This window comes from Azospirillum oleiclasticum, from assembly GCF_013423485.1.
GTDB classification, from domain to species: domain Bacteria; phylum Pseudomonadota; class Alphaproteobacteria; order Azospirillales; family Azospirillaceae; genus Azospirillum; species Azospirillum oleiclasticum.
In genome coordinates this window covers 1-18,489 of sequence record NZ_JABFFR010000035.1, presented here as the reverse complement: position 1 = coordinate 18,489, position 18,489 = coordinate 1, and the positions used below count along the sequence as shown (strand labels likewise).

15 protein-coding genes and 1 tRNA gene are annotated in these 18,489 nt (G+C 69.9%); 6 read left to right on the top strand and 10 right to left on the bottom strand.

All coding sequences use genetic code 11. The features are described 5' to 3' along the window. Genes HL658_RS28370 through HL658_RS28360 form a run of 3 tightly spaced genes read right to left on the bottom strand, consistent with a single transcriptional unit; the run spans window position 1 to window position 923 of the window. The gene (locus HL658_RS28370; RefSeq protein ID WP_180285828.1) at window positions 1-360 is read right to left on the bottom strand and encodes a carboxymuconolactone decarboxylase family protein; all 360 of its coding nucleotides are present in this window, start codon (window positions 358-360) and stop codon (window positions 1-3) included. 33 nt (window positions 361-393) lie between these two features. Beyond that, a complete protein-coding gene (locus tag HL658_RS28365) occupies window positions 394-597 on the bottom strand; it encodes a YgaP family membrane protein (RefSeq protein WP_180285829.1) in 204 nt (67 codons plus the stop codon). After that, window positions 594-923, bottom strand: a complete 330-nt coding sequence (locus tag HL658_RS28360; protein WP_180285830.1) for an ArsR/SmtB family transcription factor — start codon at window positions 921-923, stop codon at window positions 594-596. The genes HL658_RS28365 and HL658_RS28360 overlap by 4 nt, the downstream gene beginning before the upstream one ends. A gap of 59 nt (window positions 924-982) precedes the next feature. Here HL658_RS28360 and HL658_RS28355 point away from each other — a divergent pair, with 59 nt between their 5' ends. The 5 genes from HL658_RS28355 (at window position 983) to HL658_RS28335 (ending at window position 10,976) form a co-directional block, all read left to right on the top strand. After that, on the top strand, window positions 983-1,996 hold the full coding sequence (locus tag HL658_RS28355) for an efflux RND transporter periplasmic adaptor subunit (protein ID WP_180285831.1): 1,014 nt from the start codon (window positions 983-985) through the stop codon (window positions 1,994-1,996). Continuing rightward, a complete protein-coding gene (locus tag HL658_RS28350; protein WP_180285832.1) occupies window positions 1,993-5,193 on the top strand; it encodes an efflux RND transporter permease subunit in 3,201 nt (1,066 codons plus the stop codon). The genes HL658_RS28355 and HL658_RS28350 overlap by 4 nt, the downstream gene beginning before the upstream one ends. Window positions 5,194-5,327: 134 nt before the next feature. Continuing rightward, the gene (locus HL658_RS28345) at window positions 5,328-6,680 is read left to right on the top strand and encodes an efflux RND transporter periplasmic adaptor subunit (protein WP_180285833.1); all 1,353 of its coding nucleotides are present in this window, start codon (window positions 5,328-5,330) and stop codon (window positions 6,678-6,680) included. After that, window positions 6,677-9,832, top strand: a complete 3,156-nt coding sequence (locus HL658_RS28340) for an efflux RND transporter permease subunit (RefSeq protein ID WP_180285834.1) — start codon at window positions 6,677-6,679, stop codon at window positions 9,830-9,832. Before HL658_RS28345 ends, HL658_RS28340 begins: the two co-directional genes overlap by 4 nt. A 163-nt stretch (window positions 9,833-9,995) precedes the next feature. Next, complete coding sequence (locus HL658_RS28335) at window positions 9,996-10,976, top strand: MBL fold metallo-hydrolase (RefSeq protein WP_180285835.1); 981 nt, start codon at window positions 9,996-9,998, stop codon at window positions 10,974-10,976. A gap of 43 nt (window positions 10,977-11,019) precedes the next feature. Here HL658_RS28335 and HL658_RS28330 read toward each other — a convergent pair whose 3' ends face one another. Further along, entirely contained in the window at window positions 11,020-11,967 is a 948-nt protein-coding gene (locus tag HL658_RS28330) for a LuxR C-terminal-related transcriptional regulator (RefSeq protein WP_180285836.1), read from the bottom strand. A gap of 132 nt (window positions 11,968-12,099) precedes the next feature. On the opposite strand from HL658_RS28330, the gene HL658_RS28325 reads away from it, so the two are divergent. Further along, window positions 12,100-12,372, top strand: a complete 273-nt coding sequence (locus HL658_RS28325) for a hypothetical protein (RefSeq protein ID WP_211109873.1) — start codon at window positions 12,100-12,102, stop codon at window positions 12,370-12,372. Between the two features lie 173 nt (window positions 12,373-12,545). Here the strand turns inward: HL658_RS28325 and HL658_RS28320 are convergent. The 6 genes from HL658_RS28320 to HL658_RS28295 all read right to left on the bottom strand — a co-directional run. Then, window positions 12,546-12,621, bottom strand: a tRNA-Thr gene (locus tag HL658_RS28320). A 37-nt stretch (window positions 12,622-12,658) separates the two neighbouring features. Continuing rightward, window positions 12,659-13,723 carry an MBL fold metallo-hydrolase gene (locus HL658_RS28315; RefSeq protein WP_180285837.1) on the bottom strand — a complete coding sequence of 355 codons (1,065 nt, stop codon included), beginning with the start codon at window positions 13,721-13,723 and terminating at the stop codon, window positions 12,659-12,661. Then, on the bottom strand, window positions 13,720-14,754 hold the full coding sequence (locus HL658_RS28310; RefSeq protein ID WP_180285838.1) for a zinc-binding dehydrogenase: 1,035 nt from the start codon (window positions 14,752-14,754) through the stop codon (window positions 13,720-13,722). The genes HL658_RS28315 and HL658_RS28310 overlap by 4 nt, the downstream gene beginning before the upstream one ends. Window positions 14,755-14,957: 203 nt before the next feature. Then, entirely contained in the window at window positions 14,958-15,701 is a 744-nt protein-coding gene (locus HL658_RS28305) for a metallophosphoesterase family protein (protein WP_180285839.1), read from the bottom strand. A gap of 37 nt (window positions 15,702-15,738) precedes the next feature. Further along, the gene (locus HL658_RS28300; RefSeq protein WP_246337993.1) at window positions 15,739-16,614 is read right to left on the bottom strand and encodes an alpha/beta fold hydrolase; all 876 of its coding nucleotides are present in this window, start codon (window positions 16,612-16,614) and stop codon (window positions 15,739-15,741) included. Further along, a partial coding sequence (locus HL658_RS28295) for an efflux RND transporter permease subunit (protein ID WP_180287685.1) occupies window positions 16,611-18,489 on the bottom strand: 1,879 nt, incomplete at its 5' end. The genes HL658_RS28300 and HL658_RS28295, both read right to left, overlap by 4 nt.

Genomic DNA, 18,489 nt, shown 5'->3' with positions numbered 1-18,489 from the left:
TCACGCCGCGGCGGCTTTTCCCGCCGTGAACTGGTCGAACGCCTCGACCGCCTGGGCGGCGTACATGACGGACGGACCGGCGCCCATGTACACGGCCATGCCCATGGTCTCCATGATCTCGTCGCGGGTGGCGCCCTGCTTCACCGCGGCTTCCGCGTGGAACGCGACGCAGCCGTCGCAACGGATGGCGACGGCGATGGCCAGCGCGACCAACTCCTTGGTCTTGGTGTCCAGCGCGTTCGCCTTCAGCGCCGCCTGGGCCATGCCGGAAAAGGCCTTCATCACCTCCGGCGCGCCGCCGCGCAGCTCGCGGATGGCGCCCGACAGCTCACCGGTCATCGCCGGCCAGTTCTTGTGCATCACAGGGTCCTCGGTTGGAAAGACGGGATCGGATCAGGAGAAGGCCGGGCCGGGGGTGGCGCCCAGCTTCTTGAGGATCATCGCCAGCGGGCAGAAGCCGGTGAAGGCGGCCTGCAGCATGTTGGCGCCGACGAAGGCCGGCAGCCACAGCCAGAGCGGATCATGGTAGACGGACAGCAAAAGCCCGACGAGGATGACGGTCCCGGCGAAGGCCAGGACGATGCGGTCGACGTTCATGGGGGAAAGTCTCCATCGGTGGTGTGGGTGTCGGCCGGGCAGTAGAGACCGGCCAGGACGGCGATGACCTCGGCGGCCTCCCGGCTCGCCAGGGAATAGAAGATCGTCTGCGCGCACCGGCGGGTGACGACCAGCCCGTCCTCCCGCAGCTTCGCCAGATGCTGCGACAGGGCCGACTGGCCCAGCCCGACGCGGGCCGCCAGATCGCCGACGCTCCGCTCCCCCTCCCCCAGCGCGCAGAGGATCATCAGGCGCCGCTCGTTGGCGAGCGCCTTCAGAAGCCGTACGGCCGGCCCGAGGCCGGGGGTGAACGCCTGTATATTCATTGACGCTAAATTAGATCATGCTTATTGTATGGTCAAGCGCATCCGTACGAGTCCATCCCATGATCCGACACACCGCCGCCCTCCTCGCCTTCACCGTGCTGACGGTCGCCGGACAGCCGGCCGCCGCTGCCGAGCCGCTGACCGTCACACGCCAGCCGGTGGAGGACCTGAAGGCGGTGTTCGCCACGGTGGAAAGCGTCCGCCAGATCAAGGCGCGCGCCAGGATCGGCGGCACGCTGTCCGGACTTTCCGTCCGCGAGGGCGACCGGGTGGCGGAGGGGCAGGTGATCGCCACCGTCGGCGATCCCAAACTGACGCTTCAGATCGCCGCTCTCGACGCGCGGCTGCGCTCGCTCCAGGCGCAGGAGACGCTGGCGGAGGCGGAGCTGGGCCGCGCCCGGCAGCTCCGCGCCAGCGGGACCGGCAGCCAGCAGCGGCTGGACGACGCCGTCGCGGCGCTGGACGTGCTGCGCGCCCAGGCTGCCGCCATGCGGGCCGACCGCGCCGTGGTGGAGCAGCAGATGCAGGAGGGCGACGTGCTATCGCCCGCCGACGGCCGGGTGCTCCAGGTGCCGCTCCTGGACGGGGTGGTGGTGATGGCGGGCGAGGCGGTGGCGACCATCGCGGCGGAAAGCTATGTGCTGCGCCTGCGCCTTCCCGAACGGCACGCCCGCTTCATGCGCACCGGCGATCCGGTGCTGGTCGGCGCACGCGGGCTGGCGCCGACCGACGCGGCGCAGCCGCCGGCGCGCGGCACCATCCGGCGGGTCTATCCCGAACTGGAACAGGGCCAGGTGGTGGCGGATGCCGAGGTGACGGGGCTCGGCGACTATTTCGTCGGCGAGCGGGTGCGCGTGCTGGTCGCCACCGGCACCCGCGACACGGTGGTGGTGCCGGCCGACTTCCTGGTCAGGCGGCTCGGCGTCGATCTCCTGCGGCTGGCCGACGGGCGGGAGGTTCCCGTGCAGGCCGGCCGGCCGATGCCCACCCTGGACGGCCGGCCCGGCGGGGTGGAGATCCTGTCGGGTCTGAAACCCGGTGACCGCATCATCCGTCCGGGAGACGCGGAATGAGCGGCACCCCCCCGCCGCTGGGCCTGTCCGGCTGGCTGACGCGCGCCTTCATCCGTTCGCCGCTGACGCCGCTGTTGCTGCTGGCGTCGCTGGTCGTCGGCACGGTGGCGCTGCTGTCGCTGGCGCGGGAGGAGGAGCCGCAGATCAGCGTGCCCATGGTCGACATCCACGTGCGCGCCGACGGGCTGAAGGCCGACGACGCGGTCGAGCTGGTGACCAAGCCGCTGGAGGAGATCGTCAAGGCCATCAACGGCGTCGAGCATGTCTACAGCCAGACGGTGGACGACGGTGCCATTGTCACCGCACGCTTCATCGTCGGCACCTCGTCGGACGAGGCCATCCTGCGCGTGCACGAGAAGGTTCGCGCCAATTACGACCGCATGCCGCTGGGCATTCCGGAGCCGCTGATCGTCGGCCGCGGCATCGACGACGTGGCGATCCTGACCCTGACGCTCTCGCCGCGGCCGGAGGCGGCGGCCGGCTGGACCGACGCCGCGCTGTGGACGGTGGCCGACCAGTTGCTGGTGGAGCTGGTGAAGACGGAGGATGTCGGGCTGACCTACATCGTCGGTGGCCGTCCCGACCAGATCCGGGTGGAGCCGGATCCGGAGCGGCTGGCGCTCGCCGGGGTGACGCTCAACCAGCTCGTGGAGAAGGTGCGCAACGCCAACCGCTCCTTCGTCGCGGGCCGGCTGCGCTCCGGCGGTGGCGACCTGCCGGCGGTGGCCGGACAGACGCTCCAGGGCATCCCCGACGCAGGCCTGCTGCTGCTGACCACCAAGGACGGTCGCCCGGTCTATGTGAAGGATGTGGCCGATGTGGTGGTGGGCTCGCGCCCCGATGACGCGCGCGTCTGGACCATGGTGCCGGACGGCCGCGGCGGACTGACCCGCGTGCCCGCGGTCACCGTCGCCATCGCCAAGCGGGCCGGGGCCAACGCCGTGGTGATCGCCGAACGGGTGCTGGAGCGTCTGCACGCGGCGGAGGCCACGCGGCTGCCCAAGGACATGCAGGTCACCGTCACCCGAAACTACGGGGAGACGGCGGACGAGAAGGTGAACGAGCTGCTGTTCCACCTGGCGCTCGCCACCCTGTCCATCGTGGCGCTGGTGACGCTGGCCATCGGCTGGCGCGAGGGGGCGGTGGTGTTCGTGGTGATCCCCACCACCATCCTGCTGACCATGGCCGCCTCCTGGCTGATGGGCTACACGATCAACCGCGTCAGCCTGTTCGCGCTGATCTTCTCGATCGGCATCCTGGTCGATGACGCCATCGTGGTGGTCGAGAACATCGACCGCCACTGGTCGATGGGCGACGGCCGCCCCAAGATTCAGGCCGCCATCGAGGCGGTGGCGGAGGTGGGCAACCCCACCATCGTCGCCACCCTGACGGTGGTCGCGGCGCTGCTGCCGATGATGTTCGTGTCGGGCCTGATGGGCCCTTACATGAGCCCGATCCCGGCCAACGCGTCCGCCGCCATGCTGTTCAGCTTCTTCGTCGCCATGGTGCTGACGCCCTGGCTGATGGTCAAGCTGCGGCCCGGCACCGGCGCGCCGGCCGGGCTTGGCCATGATGGCGGTGGCGGGCGGCTCGGCCGGCTGTATCTCGCGGTGGCAAACCCGATCCTGCGCGGCAGGGGCCGGGCCTGGCTGTTCCTGCTGGCGGTGGGCGTCGCCACGCTGGCGTCGATGGTGCCCTTCCACAGCCAGGATGTGACGGTCAAGCTTCTGCCCTTCGACAACAAGTCGGAGCTTCAGGTGGTCATCGACCTGCCGGAAGGGGCGGCGCTGGAGGACACCGAGCGCGTGCTGTTCGCCGCCGCCGACCGCATCGCCGGATTGCCAGAGCTGACCAGCGTACAGGCCTACGCCGGCACCGCCTCCCCCTTCAATTTCAACGGGTTGGTCCGCCATTCCTATCTGCGCAGCCAGCCGGCGCAGGGCGATCTCCAGGTGAACCTGACGCCCAAGGCGGAGCGGTCGCGGGCCAGCCACGCGGTGGCGCTGGAGCTGCGCCGTCGCTTGGCCGGGCTTCCCGCCCCCGCAGGCACCGTTGTGAAGGTGGTGGAGGTGCCGCCGGGGCCGCCCGTGCTCGCCACCCTGCTGGCCGAGGTGTACGGCCCCGACGCGGAGCAGCGGCGCCGCGCCGCGGCGCTGGTGCGGCGGGCGTTCGAAGCCGTGGATTTCGTGGTCGATGTGGACGACACCGTACGCCAGCCCGGCGAGCGGCTGCGCTTCGCGCTCGATCACGGAAACCTCGAATATTTCGGGGTGGAGGAGCAGGCGGTCTACGACACGCTGCAATCGCTGCTGGGCGGCGTTCCCGTGGGCTACTCGCACCGCGGGGCCGGGCGTTTGCCGGTGGAGATCGCCGTACGCCTGCCCAAATCCGACCTGTACCTGTCCGAGCGCCTGCTGGCGACGCCGGTCGAGGGGCGCCGGGGCACGCCGGAGCTGGGCGACCTCGTGACGATGACGCGGGAGCCCGCCTCCTTCGCCGTGTTCCGCCGCAATGGCCGCTTCGCCGAGATGGTGCAGGCGGAGCTGGCCGGCGCCTTCGAGGCCCCCGTCTATGGCATGCTGGCGGTGCAGGAGCGGCTGGCGGCGCTGGACTGGCGCGCGGCCGGCCTCGACAACCCGCCGGAGCTGCGGCTGCACGGCCAGCCCGCCGACGAGTCCCGCGTCAGTGCGCTGTGGGACGGGGAATGGGAGATCACCTACGTCACCTTCCGCGACATGGGGGCGGCCTTCGGCGTCGCCATCCTCGGCATCTATCTGCTGGTGGTGGCGCAGTTCGGCAGCTTCCGGCTGCCCCTGGTGATCCTGGTGCCGGTGCCGCTGACCCTGATCGGCATCGTGCTGGGGCATTGGCTGTTCGCCGCCCCCTTCACCGCCACCTCGATGATCGGCTTCATCGCGCTGGCCGGGATCATCGTGCGCAATTCCATCCTGCTGGTGGACTTCATCCGCCATCTCCAGGGAACCGGCCGGCCGCTGCGGGAGGCGGTGATGGAGGCCGGCGCCATCCGCTTCAAGCCGATCCTGCTGACGGCGCTGGCGGCGATGATCGGGGCGGCCTTCATCCTGACCGACCCGATCTTCCAGGGCCTCGCCATCTCCCTGGTGTTCGGGCTGGCCAGCTCCACCCTGCTCACGGTGCTGGTGATCCCGGCCATCTATGTGGTGTTGCGGGGGTAGGCGATGACCCGTGGCAGGTCCGATCGTCAGCACCACGCTGGACAAGTTGTGGCCGTTCCGTCATAGCGGTTGCCGTCGCGCGGTCCGGCGCGACGGACTCCGGGAAGGTTGGATCGGCGATGCGTCTTCTTCGAATGTTGCTCATCCTTCCGCCGGTTGCCGCCGGGGTTGCGCTCGTCGCCGTCGCCGCCGCCAACCGGCCGGCCCCCGCCCAGACCGCCCCGGCCGAGCGGAGCGTGGTGGCCCGCTATGTGGAGGTGGAGCCGATCCCCTTCATCCCGCGCATTGTCGGCTACGGAACGGTGGAGCCGGCGCGCACCTGGAACGCCGTCGCCCAGGTGGCCGGCCGTCTGGACGTGCTCAACCCGGACTTCCTGCGGGGCGCCTTCATCGCCAAGGACACCGAGATCGCGCGCATCGCACCCGACGATTACCGGATCGCCATCGCCCAGGCCGACGCGAACATCGGTTCCGTCGAGGCGAACATCGAGGAGTTGCTGGCCCAGGCCGACGCGACCCGGGAGTCGCTGGAGATCGAGCGCCAGACCCTGGCTCTGGAGACGCTCGAACTGGAACGCCAGCGCGCCCTGTTGGGGCGCGGCACGGCGTCGGCCGCCACGGTGGAACAGCGCCAGACCGACGTGCTCCGCCAGAAGGCGAAGGTGCAGGAGCTCGAGAACAGCCTGAAGCTGGTGCCCTCCAAGCTGCGCGCCCTGCAACAGCAGAAGGCGCTGAACGAGTCCAACCGCCGCATCGCCGAACTCAACCTGGACCGAACGGTGCTGCGCGCGCCGTTCGACGGCCGGGTGTCCGCGGTGAACGTCCAGGAGACGCAGTTCGTGCCGGCCGGCACCGTGCTCGGCACCATCGATGGAACCGGCGCGTCGGAGGTGGACGTGCAGATCCCGCAGACGGACATGCGGGACTTCTCCGCCATGCTCGCCCGCAGCCTGGGGGGCGGCGCTCCCGTCACGGTGGACGCCGGCCAGCTCATGCGGCAGGTCCAGTTGCCGGCCACGCTGCGCCTGCGCGTCGGGGACCGGTCCCTGGAATGGTCCGGCCATGTGCGCCGGATCAGCGACATGGTCGATCCGAAGACGCGCACCGTGGGCATCATCGTGTCCGTCGACGATCCCTACAAGGGCGTGTCGCCGGGGGAGCGGCCACCGCTCTTCAAGGGGATGTTCGTCGAGGTCGAGGTGCGCGGGGTGCCGGTCCCCGGCAGCATCGTCGTGCCGCGCGCCGCGGTCAGCGACGGCATGGTCAACGTGATCGGCCAGGACGACCGGCTGATGACGCGCAAGGTGCGCGTCGCCTACACCCATCGCGACGTGGCGATGATCGCCGAGGGCCTGCAGCCCGGCGAGCGGGTGGTGGTGAGCGAGCTGACCCCCGCCCTTCCCGGCATGAGGATCGCCGCGGTGCGCGACGACGAACGGGCGCAGCGGCTGCGCGCCCTGGCCGCCGGCGCGGGTGCGACCCCATGATCCGCTTTTTCGCGGGCCACCCGACCGCCGCGAACGTCCTGATGCTGACGTTCTTCGCGCTCGGCATCATGGCGGTGCCGACCCTGCTGCGCGAGACCTTCCCGCGGATCGAGCCGCGCGAGGTGGAGGTGCGCGTCCGCTACCCCGGCGCCAGCCCGGAGGATGTGGAGCGCAGCGTCTGCCGGCGCATCGAGGACGCGATCGAGGGCACCGACAACGTGTCGGAGATCGCCTGCGATTCCCGCGACCATCTCGCCATCGCCAAGGTCGAGATGGTGGCCGGCCGCGACTTCGATCTTTTCTTTTCCGACATCCGCACCGCCATCGACGGGATCGACGATTTTCCCGACAGCGCGGAGGAGCCGGTCGTCACCCAGCTCGGCCGCACCGAGTTCGTGGCCGCCATCGTCATCACGGGCCCCGACCGCGCGACCACGCTGAAGGCCCTGGCCCAGGACGTGAAGACCCGCATGCTGCGCCACGGCGGCATTCCCAAGGTCGATATCGTCGGCTTCTCCGACCGGCAGATCCGCATCGAGATCCCGGAGGTGCTGGCCCGCACGCTGGGCCTCAGCCTCGCCGACATCGCGGCCGCGGTGGAGCGCCAGAACATCGATCTTCCGGTCGGGGAGATCAAGGCGCGTGACGGCATCGTGCGCATGCGGTTCACCGACCAGCGCCTGTCGGTGGACGCCTACCGCGACATCGTCGTCGCCTCCAGCGAGCGGGGATCGCAGATCCGGCTGGGCGACATCGCCACCATCACCGACCTGTTCGAGGACGCCGAAGTCAAGACCGAGCTGGACGGCCGCCCGGCGGCCGTGCTGAACGTCAGCAAGACGCCGGAGGACGACTCCCTCACGGTGATGGGCGCGATCCAGGATTTCCTGGCGACCGAGCGGCAGCAGCTTCCGCCCACCGTGTCGCTCTCCATCTCCCGCGACGTGACCTCGATCATCGCCGACCGGCTCGATCTGCTGGTCACCAACGCGTGGCAGGGCCTGCTGCTGGTCTTCGTCACCATGTGGCTGTTCTTCGGCATGCGGCAGGCCTTCTGGATCGCGATGGGCCTGCCGACCTCGTTCCTCGGCGCGATCGCGGTGATGGCGCTGCTCGGCTATTCCATCAACATGCTGACGATGGTCGGGCTGCTGATCGTGATCGGCATCGTGATGGACGACGCCATCGTGCTGTCGGAGAACATCGCCAGCCACCGGGCGCTCGGCAAGCCGCCCATCCAGGCCGCGGTGGACGGCGCCGCCGAGGTGGGGACCGGGGTGATCTACTCCTTCATGACCACGGCGGCGATCTTCGTGCCGCTGGCCTTCCTGCAGGGCGATCTGGGCGAGCTGCTGCGGGTGATCCCGGTGGTGATGATCGTGGTGCTGGCCTTCTCCATCGTCGAGGCCTTCCTGATCCTGCCGAACCACCTCAGCCATGGCGGTGCGCCCCCGGCCATGCGCGGCCCCCGCAAGGCGGCGGAGGACGCGGTGATGTGGCTGCGCGACCGGGTGGTGGCGCCCACGACGCTCGCCGCGGTGCGCTGGCGCTATCTGACGGTCGGTCTCTGCACCTTCATGTTCCTCGCCACCCTGGCGCTGATGGCGGGCGGGCGGGTGAAGTTCGAGGCGTTTCCGGATCTCGACGGCGACGTGCTCGAAGCGCGCATCCAGTTGCCGCCGAGCGCCACCCTCGCCGACACCGAGGCCGCGGTGTCCCGCGTCGTCGCCCCGCTGCGTACGCTGGCCGAGGGCTGGAAGGCGGGGCAGCCGGACGGTGCCGAGGTCGTGCGCAGCGTGCTGGTGACCTACAACGAGAATGCGGACGCCGGCACCACCGGGCCGAACCTCGCCACCGTCGCGGTCGACCTGCTGAACGCCGAAATCCGCACCGTCGACAACGCGACGATCCTGGCCCGTTGGCGCGAGGCGCTGCCGGGGGACATCCCCGCGGTGCGCATCAACCTGACCGAGGCGGTGCTGGGGCCGGCCGGGCGACCGTTGGAGTTCCGGCTGTCCGGCAACGACCTCGGCGACCTCGACCGGGCGGCGGACGAGTTGAAGGCGTGGCTCGGGCGCTACGTGGGCGTGGTGGGCGTGGGCGACGACCTCAATCCCGGAAAGAAGGAACTGCGCATCCGCCTGCGTGAAGGCGCCGGCACGCTCGGCCTCGACTCCCAGGCGGTGGCCAGCCAGATCCGCGCGGCGTACCAGGGAACCATCGCCGACGAGATCCAGGTGGGGGCGGAGTCCTTCGAGATCGAGGTGCGCACCGCCTCCGGCGACCGCGACGGTTTGGACGATGTCGACCGCTTCGTCGTGACCACCCCGGCCGGCGGTCAGGTGCCCCTGACCGCGGTTGCGGAGATCACCGAAGCCCGCGGCTTTGCCCGGATCAACCGCATCGACCGGCTGCCGACGGTGACGGTCGATGGCGACGTGGATGCGGCCAGGGCGAACGCGGCCGACATCGTCAAGGACACCGTCAAACGGTTCCTGCCGGACCTGCGCGCCCGCCATCCGGGGCTGGAGGTTTCGGTCGAGGGTGCGACCGCCAGTGCGGCAGAGACCCAGGCGTCGATGATGCGCGGCCTTCTGGCCGGCCTCGTCGCCGTGTTCCTGCTGCTGAGCTTCCAGTTCCGCAGCTACGCCGAGCCGGTGGCGGTGATGGTGGTGATCCCCTTCGCGCTCACCGGCGCGTTGCTCGGCCATCTCGTGATGGGGATCAACTTCGCGATGCCGAGCCTTCTCGGGGTCGTCTCCCTGGCCGGCATCGTCGTCAACGGCTCGATCCTCATCATCGAGTTCCTGAAGGACAACCACGACCACGACAATCCGGACGTGGCGACGGCCGCCGCCAGGGCCGCCGCGTCGCGGTTCCGCGCCATCCTTCTGACCACCACCACCACGCTGGCCGGCCTGTTCCCGCTGCTGTTCGAAACCAGCCTGCAGGCGCAGACGCTGATCCCGCTGATCACCAGCATCTCCTTCGGCCTGCTGTCGGCCACGGTGCTGATCACGCTGGTGGTGCCGGCCTTCTATGGCATCCTGGACGACCTCGGCCTGACCTCGATGGCGGCGGAGCGGCGGTCCAGGGCGCACGGCGCACCGGCGCCGCTCCAACCGGCCGGAGTACCGCAAGCCCCGGGCTGACGGGTGGCAACACCCGCAGCATGGGGTTTTCCCCCCTGGTTCCTCCCCGATGTTCCCCCGTCCACCGGCGGGAGCCGGGCGGCGTAACCTTCCCGCAGCCGGACGTTGCAAGGCGATCCGGCTGCCGAAGGCCAACACGCCGCACCGCACAGGGGGAGAGGGGATGACGAAGGAACTGGAACCGCTGGTCATCGACAACCGCAGGACCATCATGGGCGCCGGCCTGTCGCGCCGCAGCGTCTTCAAGGCCGCCGGTGCCGCCGGCATCGGGGCCGCCGCCGCCGTGGCGGGCACCCGCGGCGCGGCGGCGCAGTCCACGGACTGGACACAGCCCGGCAACAACAACCACGTCATCGAGCTCCAGGGCACCAAGGCCTTCGCCGACGGTGCCACGAAGATCGACTATTACGGGCACTGCGCCTTCAAGATCACCTCGCCGGGCGGGGCCACGGTGCTCTTCGATCCCTGGCGGGACGACCCGTCGGGTGCCTGGGGCCTGTGGTTCAAGATGAAGTTCCCGGAGACCAAGGTCGACATCACCATGTCGACCCACACCCATTTCGACCACGACGCCATCGACCGGCCGGTGTCGACGATGGTGCTCGACCGCATGGTCGGGCGTTTCGAGTTCGCCGACCTGAAGATCACCGGGTTCGCCGACAAGCACGCCTGCCTCGCCCCCGGCTGGTACAAATGGACCGATGCGCTGAAGGAGTTCGGTGCGGAAGCCTGCCCGCCCAACAATGTCGGCCACATGGACATGGTGACCTATCTGGTGGAGACCGGCGGGATCCGCACCCTGATCTGGGGCGACAACCGGCCGGACCCGGCGGACGCGTTCTGGGCATCCGTCGGCCGGGTGGACGTTCTGACGATCCCGGTGGACGGATCCCAGCACATCCTGTCCTACGCCCAGGCCGACGCCATCATCGACCGGCTGAAGCCGAAGATCGTGATCCCCACCCACTATCTGAACGAGGCGACGACCTACACCCTGTCCACCCTGCAGCCGGCCGACGAGTGGGTGAAGGGCAAGCGGTCCTACAAGCTGGTCGACGGTCCCAGCGCCAGCCTGACCGCCAAGGACATCGCCGGCCTGGACCGCGAGGTGTTCCACTTCGGCAGCCACGTCGCCACCCTGTAAGGCGCGGTGCTGCGGAGGGAGGGCGGCCCGCCCGGTGCCGCCCTCACCGCTCCATCGAACTCAGATAGCCGCGAAGGCTCACCTTCTGGGAGTCGAGGCCGAGCTTGCGGCGAAGGTTGTTGCGGTGGAACTCCACCGTGCTGACCGCCCGGCCGATGATCCGCGCGATGTCCTTGGTCGAATGCCCCTCGGCGATGAGCTGGGCGACCTCGCTCTCCGCCGGCGTCAGCTGCGCCAGCGTCGCCGACAGGCGCTTCGAGAAGGCCGACGTTATGCCGCGGATGCCGGATTCGAGCAGGTCCACATAGGCCCGGCCCGGTCCCGGTGCCGCCGCACGGATGGCGGGAAGGTGGGGAAGCACGCGTTCGCACAGGCCGTCCATCACCTGCTGCTCAATCTCGTGGCGCGACTCCTCCAGGCGGCGCAGCAGCACGCGCAACGCGGCGTTGGCCTCACCGAGTTCCGCGGTGCGTTCGGCGACCCGCTCCTCCAGCCGGTCCAGGCTGCTCCGCAGCTCCGTGGCGAGGCGCCGGTTCTCCTCCAGCGTGGCGATCAGGGTCAGGTCGTTCTCGATCGTGCCCCGGAATTCCGACAGCAGCTCCCGGTAACGGGCGGCACGCTCGTTGTCCGAGCGGTCGAGCACGCAGATGGTCCCGAACACGCGCCCGTCCGGCCACAGCAGCGGCAAGCCCAGATAGAAGGACATGCCGAACTCCAGGTCCGGATTGTCCCGCCACTCCGCCGTGGTGTTGGCGTTGCGGACGAGAAGCTCCGCCTTCGTCGCCATGACGGTGTCGCAGTAGAGCCCCTTGCGGATCAGGAAGCCGTCGCCGGGCCGGTAGGGGTTGTCCGGGGTGTCGCTGGACACGAGCACCCGATGCACCGGCGGATCGGCCTCCATGACGAGACCGGCCGGCACCCGCAGAAGCTCGGCCAGCAGATCGACGATGCGTTGCCAGCGCCCGACCATTTCGGCTGGTACCACCGTCATCGCCCGTGGGTCTCCTCGTCCGAGGGTGCGGAGCACCAATTGAATGCTCCGCGGTCGCTCCGGTCAACGGTGAAGGTTGGGGATGGGCGACATGGATGACGTCGGCGTTTTCGAGCGCCGCCAGGACCATTTATGTTTATCGTCGACGCGGCAGCCGAGGTCACCGAGGCGGACAGCATGAGCCTGGTCAACAACGAGCGTGTGAAGCTGCTCGCCAACGCCCTGGACCGGGCCTCCACGGCGTGCGTCGCCGTTGGGGTCATTGGCCCCGCTGCGGCGTTCCTATATGGTATGGGAGCGGTCCCGGTTTCTCCCGTGGCCCTCGGTCTCGGAAGCGCGGTGTGGCTGGCGACCGCCGTGATCCTGCATTACTTCGCCAGACGGACAGTTGGAGGACTGAAATGAACAGCATGTGGGTTCTCGCCTACGTCGTCATGCCGGTCCTCGTGGTCGCGGTCGGCTATGCCGCCGTGCGCTGGAACGAGCGGGATCGGCACGGCCGGGCCGATTGATCGGCCCCGTCAGCAAAAAGCCCCGCCGAAGCGGGGCCAAGTGGCTGATTTCTCAGCGGAATTGGATGGTGCCGGGTGTCGGACTCGAACCGACGACCTACCGCTTACAAGGCGGTTGCTCTACCAACTGAGCCAACCCGGCACTCAGGTTACGGAGATTATCACGGGGACGCGGCCGATCAAAGGGTGCGGTAGCGCAACACGCCGTCGCCCCCCTCCCCCACCGCCAGCGTGCCGGTGCTGACCATGTGGTTGAGGTGGGCCAACGCCTCGCCGATCGCAAAACCGAGCTGGTGGGGGTCGAGGTGGCGAGGGAAGAGGACCGGCACCAGTTCGGCGCAGCTGCGCGGCGCCTCCCCGCAGGCGACGGCAAGGCGCTCGCAGCGCAGCGCGTGGTGCTCGGTCAGCTCCGCGGTGCGGCGCGGCAGGCCGCGGAATGGCAGGTTGTGGCCGGGCAGGACCAGCGCATCCTCCCCCACCATGGCCCCCAGTTCGGCCAGCGAGTCCAGATAGCCGCCGAGCGGGTCGGCCTGCGGCTCCATGGAATAGACGCTGACGTTGGGGGAGATCCGGGCGAGCACCTGGTCGGCGGACAGGAAGATGCGGTCGGCCTCGCACCACAGCATGGCCTGCTCCAGCGAATGGCCGCCGCCGGTGATCACACGCCAGTCGCGCCCGCCGATGCTCAGCCGGTCTCCCGACGCCAGCCGCCGGTTGGAATGGGCCAGCCCGGTGGTGCGGGTGAGATAGTTGAGCCCACGCTTGAGCAGATGGCCGACATCCTCCTCCCCCACCCCGCAGGCGCGGTAGTGGGCAGCCTCTCCCGCCTCCACCTCCGGCGTGCGCTGCCGTTGCAGGAGCTGCGACAGCAGATACTCCGACCGCGGCATCAGCAGCGGCGGCGCGAAGCGCTCGTGCAGCCAGCCGGCCATGCCGACATGGTCGGGATGCGCATGGCTGACGATCAGGCGGGTGATCGGGCGGCCATTCAGCAGCGTGCCGCACAGCTCGTCCCACGCGGCACGGGTGCGGTCGTCGCCGAGCCCGGTGTCGAACAGGGTCCAGCCGCCGGCATCCTCGAACAGGTAGAGATTGACGTGGTCCAGCGCATAGGGCAGCGCCAACCGCAGCCAGAGGATACCCGGCGCCACCTCCATCGGCTTGCCGGCGACCGGCGGCTCGGTGTGCGGAAAATCCAGGCGGACCGGTTCCGGCCGCGGGCGGGGGGATGCGATTGGGGTCATTCCGAAACCATGATGGCGACTTTGCCGAACTGGTTGCCCGCGTCCAGATGGTCGAGGGCGGCGGGGGTCTCCGCCAGCGCGAAGCGGCGGTCGATCACCGGGCGCAGCCCGGTGCGGTCGATGAAGGCCAGCAGCTCCGCCAGCTCGCCGGGGTTGGCGAGGGTTGTGCCGATCACCTGGATCTGGCGGATGAAGAGGCGCTGGAGGTCCATGGCCGGGCCGGAGCCGCTGGTCGCCCCGCACACCACGATGCGCCCGCCGCGAACCACCGAGCGCATCGCCCAAGCCCAGGTCGCCTTGCCGACATTCTCGATCACCACATCGGCGCCACGCCCGCCGGTGGCTGCCATCACCGCGCGCACCACGTCGGCGCTGCGGTGGTTGATGGTGACGTCGGCACCCAGCGCCCTCGCGCGCTCCAGCTTGTCGTCGCTGCCGGAGGTGACGATGGTTCGGGCGCCCAGCGCCTTGCACATCTGCATGGCGGCCAGCGACACGCCGCCGCCGATGCCGAAGATCAGCACGGTGTCGGTGGGGCGTACCCACCCCTTGGTCGAGACCATCCGCCAAGCCGTCAGGTAGGCGGTGGGAAGCGCCGCCGCCTCTTCGAAGGACAGGGCGTCCGGAACCCGGAAGAGGTTGGCACCGGGGAAGGTCACCCGCTCCGCCAGGATGCCGTCGATGTGCTCGCCACGGATGCGCACGCGGGCGCACAGCACCGGTTCCCCGGCCAGACAGAACTCGCAACGCCCGCACCACAGCGACGGGTAGGCCAGCACGCGGTCGCCGGGCTTCAGCAGGGTCTCCTCCGGCCCGACCTCCGCCACCACGCCGGCGCAATCCAACCCCACGACGATTGGCAGCGTGTGTGTGATGCCCGCCCCGCCGCCGCGCATGTAGAGGTCCACACGGTTGAGCGTCGCCGCGCGCACGGCGACCGTCACCTCACTGGCGGCGCGTACGGGCTCCGGCACATCGCGCACCGACACGCGGCGGGTACCCTCCTCCTCGTCCAGAACGGCGGCGAGCATCGGCGGCGCTCCGGCTTAAAGCGCGGCGCCACCGGCGTTGGCCGGGGCATGGGGAGGATGCGGGACGCCAGGACGCACGTGCGGGACCTATCCGGTTGACCATCCCGAAACGCTCGGGAGCAACCAGTCTAGGCATTGCTGTGCAGCATGGCAATCTCTGGCCCGGACTATGGTGCAGTGCAAAAACGCATGGCGCCCCCTCGTCAGGCGGGGGGCGCGTAGCCCGTTGCCAGGGCATGCGCCCAATCCTCGCGTCCGGCCGCGGCCGCGGTCGCCGCGGCGGCTTGCCAGTCATAGGCGACGGTGAGGAAGGTCGCCTGCCAGCCCGTCCCCGTCGACTCGACGATGGCGTAGCGCGCGTGGGGGCTTCCGGTCTCGACGCGGTGCGGGTGTGGTGCGGTGTCGCTGTAGGCCTGCAGCCCGACGCTTCCGGGATTCACCACCAGCGGTCCTCCGGGAAGCGACACCAGCCGGGGAAGATGGCTGTGCCCGCACAGGACAAGCCCCTCCGGAACTGTGCCGATCCGCTGCGCGATCCGCTCCGGCCCCGCCAGATGGAACGCGCGTTTCGTCACCTCTTCGAGAAGGTAGGTGAGATCGCTGTCCGGCGCACCGTGGCACAGCAGCACGTCATCGGCCACGACCGCCGTCGGCGGCAGGGAGCGCAACCACGCGCGCTGCGCCTCGTTCAGCCGGTCGCGGGTGAAGCGGTCCGACGGACCGATCCGCTCCGGCGGGTCGTCCAGCACCTGACGGTCATGGTTGCCGCGGATGGTGACGGCCTGCACCTGCATCAGGCGATCCGCCGTCCTGTCCGGCCACAGCGGGCCGGACAGGCAGTCCCCCAGATCGACGATCCTGTCCACGCCGCGGCCGGCCAGATCGGCCAGCACCGCGTCGAGCGCGGCCAGATTTCCATGGATGTCGGCAAGCACGGCGAGACGCATGGATTCTCTCCGAATCAGCATAACATCCGATCTTACATTATTTTCCGATCAGCGCCTGCAGGAAATCCGCGATGGCGGCGGCCGTCCGGTCGGGCTGGTCGCGGTGGGGGGAATGGCCGCAACTCTCGAAGACCGCCAACTGCACCGGTCCCCCGGACTCGGCGGCGATGGTCTCGTACTGGTCGGCGGTGCCGTACTCGTCCCCAGTGCCCTGGATGACCAGCAGCGGGACGCGGATGCGGGGCAGGCGCGGCACGATGGTCCAATCCCGGAAACCGGGGTCGAGCCACGCGCCGTGCCAGCCATGGAAGGCCACCCCCGTGTTGGCACCGTGCAGCCGCTCCAGCCGCGCGCGCAGCGGACCTGCCTCGAAGGCCGCCACCGCCTCGCGGATGCCGTCGATGGCGCGGTCCTCGTTGAACACGTGGGCGGCGATGGACACCGCGCCGAGAAGGCGTGCGCCGGGGTCAGAAGCGGCGTGGATCAGGGCGATGGTGCCGCCGTCGCTGTGACCGACCAGCACGACACGATCCAGCCCGAAGGCGTCCAGCACGCGCGGCAGCACCGACAGCGCCTCGTGGTCATGGTAGGTCAACGGACGCGGCAGCCGAACCGGCGATGAGCGGCCGTAGCCGGCACGGCTGTAGAGCAGGGCCGCGCAGCCGGTGTCCGCCGCAACCCGATCCGGGAAATCCCGCCACAAATCGATGCAGCCGAGCCCTTCGTGCAGGAAGACCAGCGTCGGCAGGCCGGGGCGGGTGGCGGGAATCCGGCGGTACTCCAGCGCCGCACCATCGACCTCGATGAACCCCTCCACGGCGTCATGCGCCCCGACACCCGTCATCGTCCCCTCGCTTCCCATGGTCACGGCGGGCGCCATCATGGCGCCCCGTGTGCCGGGAATGAAGCTCATTCCGCCGGGGCCTGCGCCTGGACGCGGCGGCCGGGGGTGAGGCGGGTGGCGATCGTCTGGACCAGCGTGTAGAGCAACGGAACGAAAACAATGCCGACCACCGTCGCCGCGAACATGCCGCTGAACACGGTGATCCCGATGGACCGCCGGCTGGCCGCACCCGCCCCGGTCGCCACCAGCAGTGGCACCACGCCCAGCACGAAGGCGAGCGCCGTCATCAGCACGGCGCGGAAGCGCTGACGCCCGCCGGCGACAGCGGAGTCCACGATGCTCTTGCCCTCGTCGCGCTGGTTGCGGGCGAACTCTACGATCAGGATGGCGTTCTTCGCCGCCAGACCGATCAGCAGCACCAGCCCGATCTGCGCGTAGATGTCCAGCGGGTTGCCGGCGATCAACAACCCGGCCAGCGCGCCCGCGATCGCCACGGCGACCGACGACACCACGGAGATGGGCAGCGTCCAGCTTTCGAACTGCGCCACCAGGAACAGGAAGGCGAAAAGCAGGGCCAGCGCGAAGATGATGGCCGTCTGCGATCCCGCCTGCACCTCCTGATAGGACAGACCCGACCATTCATAACCGAAGCCTTCCGGCAGGGCGTCCGCCGCCACCGCGGCCATGGCGCCGAGCGCCGCGCCGGAGCTGACGCCGGCGGCACCCTGCCCGTTCACCTGGGCCGCCGTGAACTGGTTGTAACGGCCGATGCTGTCGGGGGCCAGGGTGGGGCGTACGGTGACCAGGCTGCTCATCGGCACCAGCTCGCCCGTGGCGCTGCGCACATACAGCCGCTCGATCGACGCCGCCGTCTCGCGATAACCGGCGGCGTCCTGTATGCGCACCTGGAAGACACGGCCATAGAGCGGGAAGTCGTTGACGTACAGTGCACCCAGATGCGCCTGCAGCGTGGTGAACACCGCCGCCGGCGTGATGCCCAGCAGGGCGGCGCGCGTGCGGTTCAGGTCCACGAACAGATGCGGGGTGTCCGCGTTGTAGGTGGAGAAGACGGCCGTGAGCTGCGGGTTCTGGTTCGCCGCCACCAGCAGGCCGCGCATGACCGACGCCAGCTCCTCCGGCGACTGGCCCTGGAGCGCCTGAAGGCGGAAGTCGAAACCGCCCGTGGAGCCCAGGCCGGGAATGGAAGGCGGGTTGAAGGCGACGATGTTCGCCTCCGGGATCGCGGCGAAGTGCGGCGCCAGGCGGCCGATGGCCTGCAAGGCCGTCATCTCCCGCTCGTCCCACGGCTCCAGCACCGCGATGGCGAGGCCGGTGTTGGAACCGCCGCCACCGAGCAGGCTGAAGCCCGCCACCGTGATGACGTTCGCCACCCCCGGCGTCTCCCGCAGCATGGCTTCGACATCGCCCAGCACGCCTTCCGTCCGGTTGAGCGCCGCGGCCGACGGGAGCTGCACGTTGACGAAGAAATAGCCGGCGTCCTCGGCCGGCAGGAAGCCCGTCGGCACCGTGCGGAAGGCGGCGTACGCGCCGCCGCACACGGCGAGGAAGGCAAGGGCCACCACCGCGGGCCGACGACCGAAGACGCCGATCAGCCGGCCATAGCCGCCGCGCACCCGCTCCAAACCCCGGTTGAACAGGCCGAAGGGGCCGCGCCGGTGCGGCTGGTGCCCCGGCCGCAGGATCAGCGCGCAGAGCGCCGGGCTGAGCGTCAGCGACACCAAGCCGGAAATCAGGAAGGCGGTGGTGATGGTCACCGCGAACTGCCGGTAGAGCTGGCCGGTGATGCCGGGCAGGAAGGCCACCGGCACGAACACCGCCGCCAGAACCAGCGTGGATGCGACGATGGGGCCCGTCACCTGCGACATGGCGCGCCGGGTGGCGTCGGCGGGGCTGCGCTCCGGGTCCTCCTCCATCACGCGGTGC

Excerpts from the sequence above, each read along its gene's own strand:
- HL658_RS28350 (WP_180285832.1), top strand. The coding sequence starts at position 1,993 with ATGAGCGGCACCCCCCCGCCGCTGGGCCTGTCCGGCTGGCTGACGCGC.
- HL658_RS28335 (WP_180285835.1), top strand. The coding sequence starts at position 9,996 with ATGACGAAGGAACTGGAACCGCTGGTCATCGACAACCGCAGGACCATC.
- HL658_RS28365 (WP_180285829.1), bottom strand. The coding sequence starts at position 597 with ATGAACGTCGACCGCATCGTCCTGGCCTTCGCCGGGACCGTCATCCTC.
- HL658_RS28345 (WP_180285833.1), top strand. The coding sequence starts at position 5,328 with ATGTTGCTCATCCTTCCGCCGGTTGCCGCCGGGGTTGCGCTCGTCGCC.
- HL658_RS28330 (WP_180285836.1), bottom strand. The coding sequence starts at position 11,967 with ATGACGGTGGTACCAGCCGAAATGGTCGGGCGCTGGCAACGCATCGTC.
- HL658_RS28370 (WP_180285828.1), bottom strand. The coding sequence starts at position 360 with ATGCACAAGAACTGGCCGGCGATGACCGGTGAGCTGTCGGGCGCCATC.
- HL658_RS28340 (WP_180285834.1), top strand. The coding sequence starts at position 6,677 with ATGATCCGCTTTTTCGCGGGCCACCCGACCGCCGCGAACGTCCTGATG.
- HL658_RS28300 (WP_246337993.1), bottom strand. The coding sequence starts at position 16,614 with ATGAGCTTCATTCCCGGCACACGGGGCGCCATGATGGCGCCCGCCGTG.
- HL658_RS28325 (WP_211109873.1), top strand. The coding sequence starts at position 12,100 with ATGTTTATCGTCGACGCGGCAGCCGAGGTCACCGAGGCGGACAGCATG.
- HL658_RS28310 (WP_180285838.1), bottom strand. The coding sequence starts at position 14,754 with ATGCTCGCCGCCGTTCTGGACGAGGAGGAGGGTACCCGCCGCGTGTCG.
- HL658_RS28355 (WP_180285831.1), top strand. The coding sequence starts at position 983 with ATGATCCGACACACCGCCGCCCTCCTCGCCTTCACCGTGCTGACGGTC.
- HL658_RS28305 (WP_180285839.1), bottom strand. The coding sequence starts at position 15,701 with ATGCGTCTCGCCGTGCTTGCCGACATCCATGGAAATCTGGCCGCGCTC.
- HL658_RS28360 (WP_180285830.1), bottom strand. The coding sequence starts at position 923 with ATGAATATACAGGCGTTCACCCCCGGCCTCGGGCCGGCCGTACGGCTT.
- HL658_RS28315 (WP_180285837.1), bottom strand. The coding sequence starts at position 13,723 with ATGACCCCAATCGCATCCCCCCGCCCGCGGCCGGAACCGGTCCGCCTG.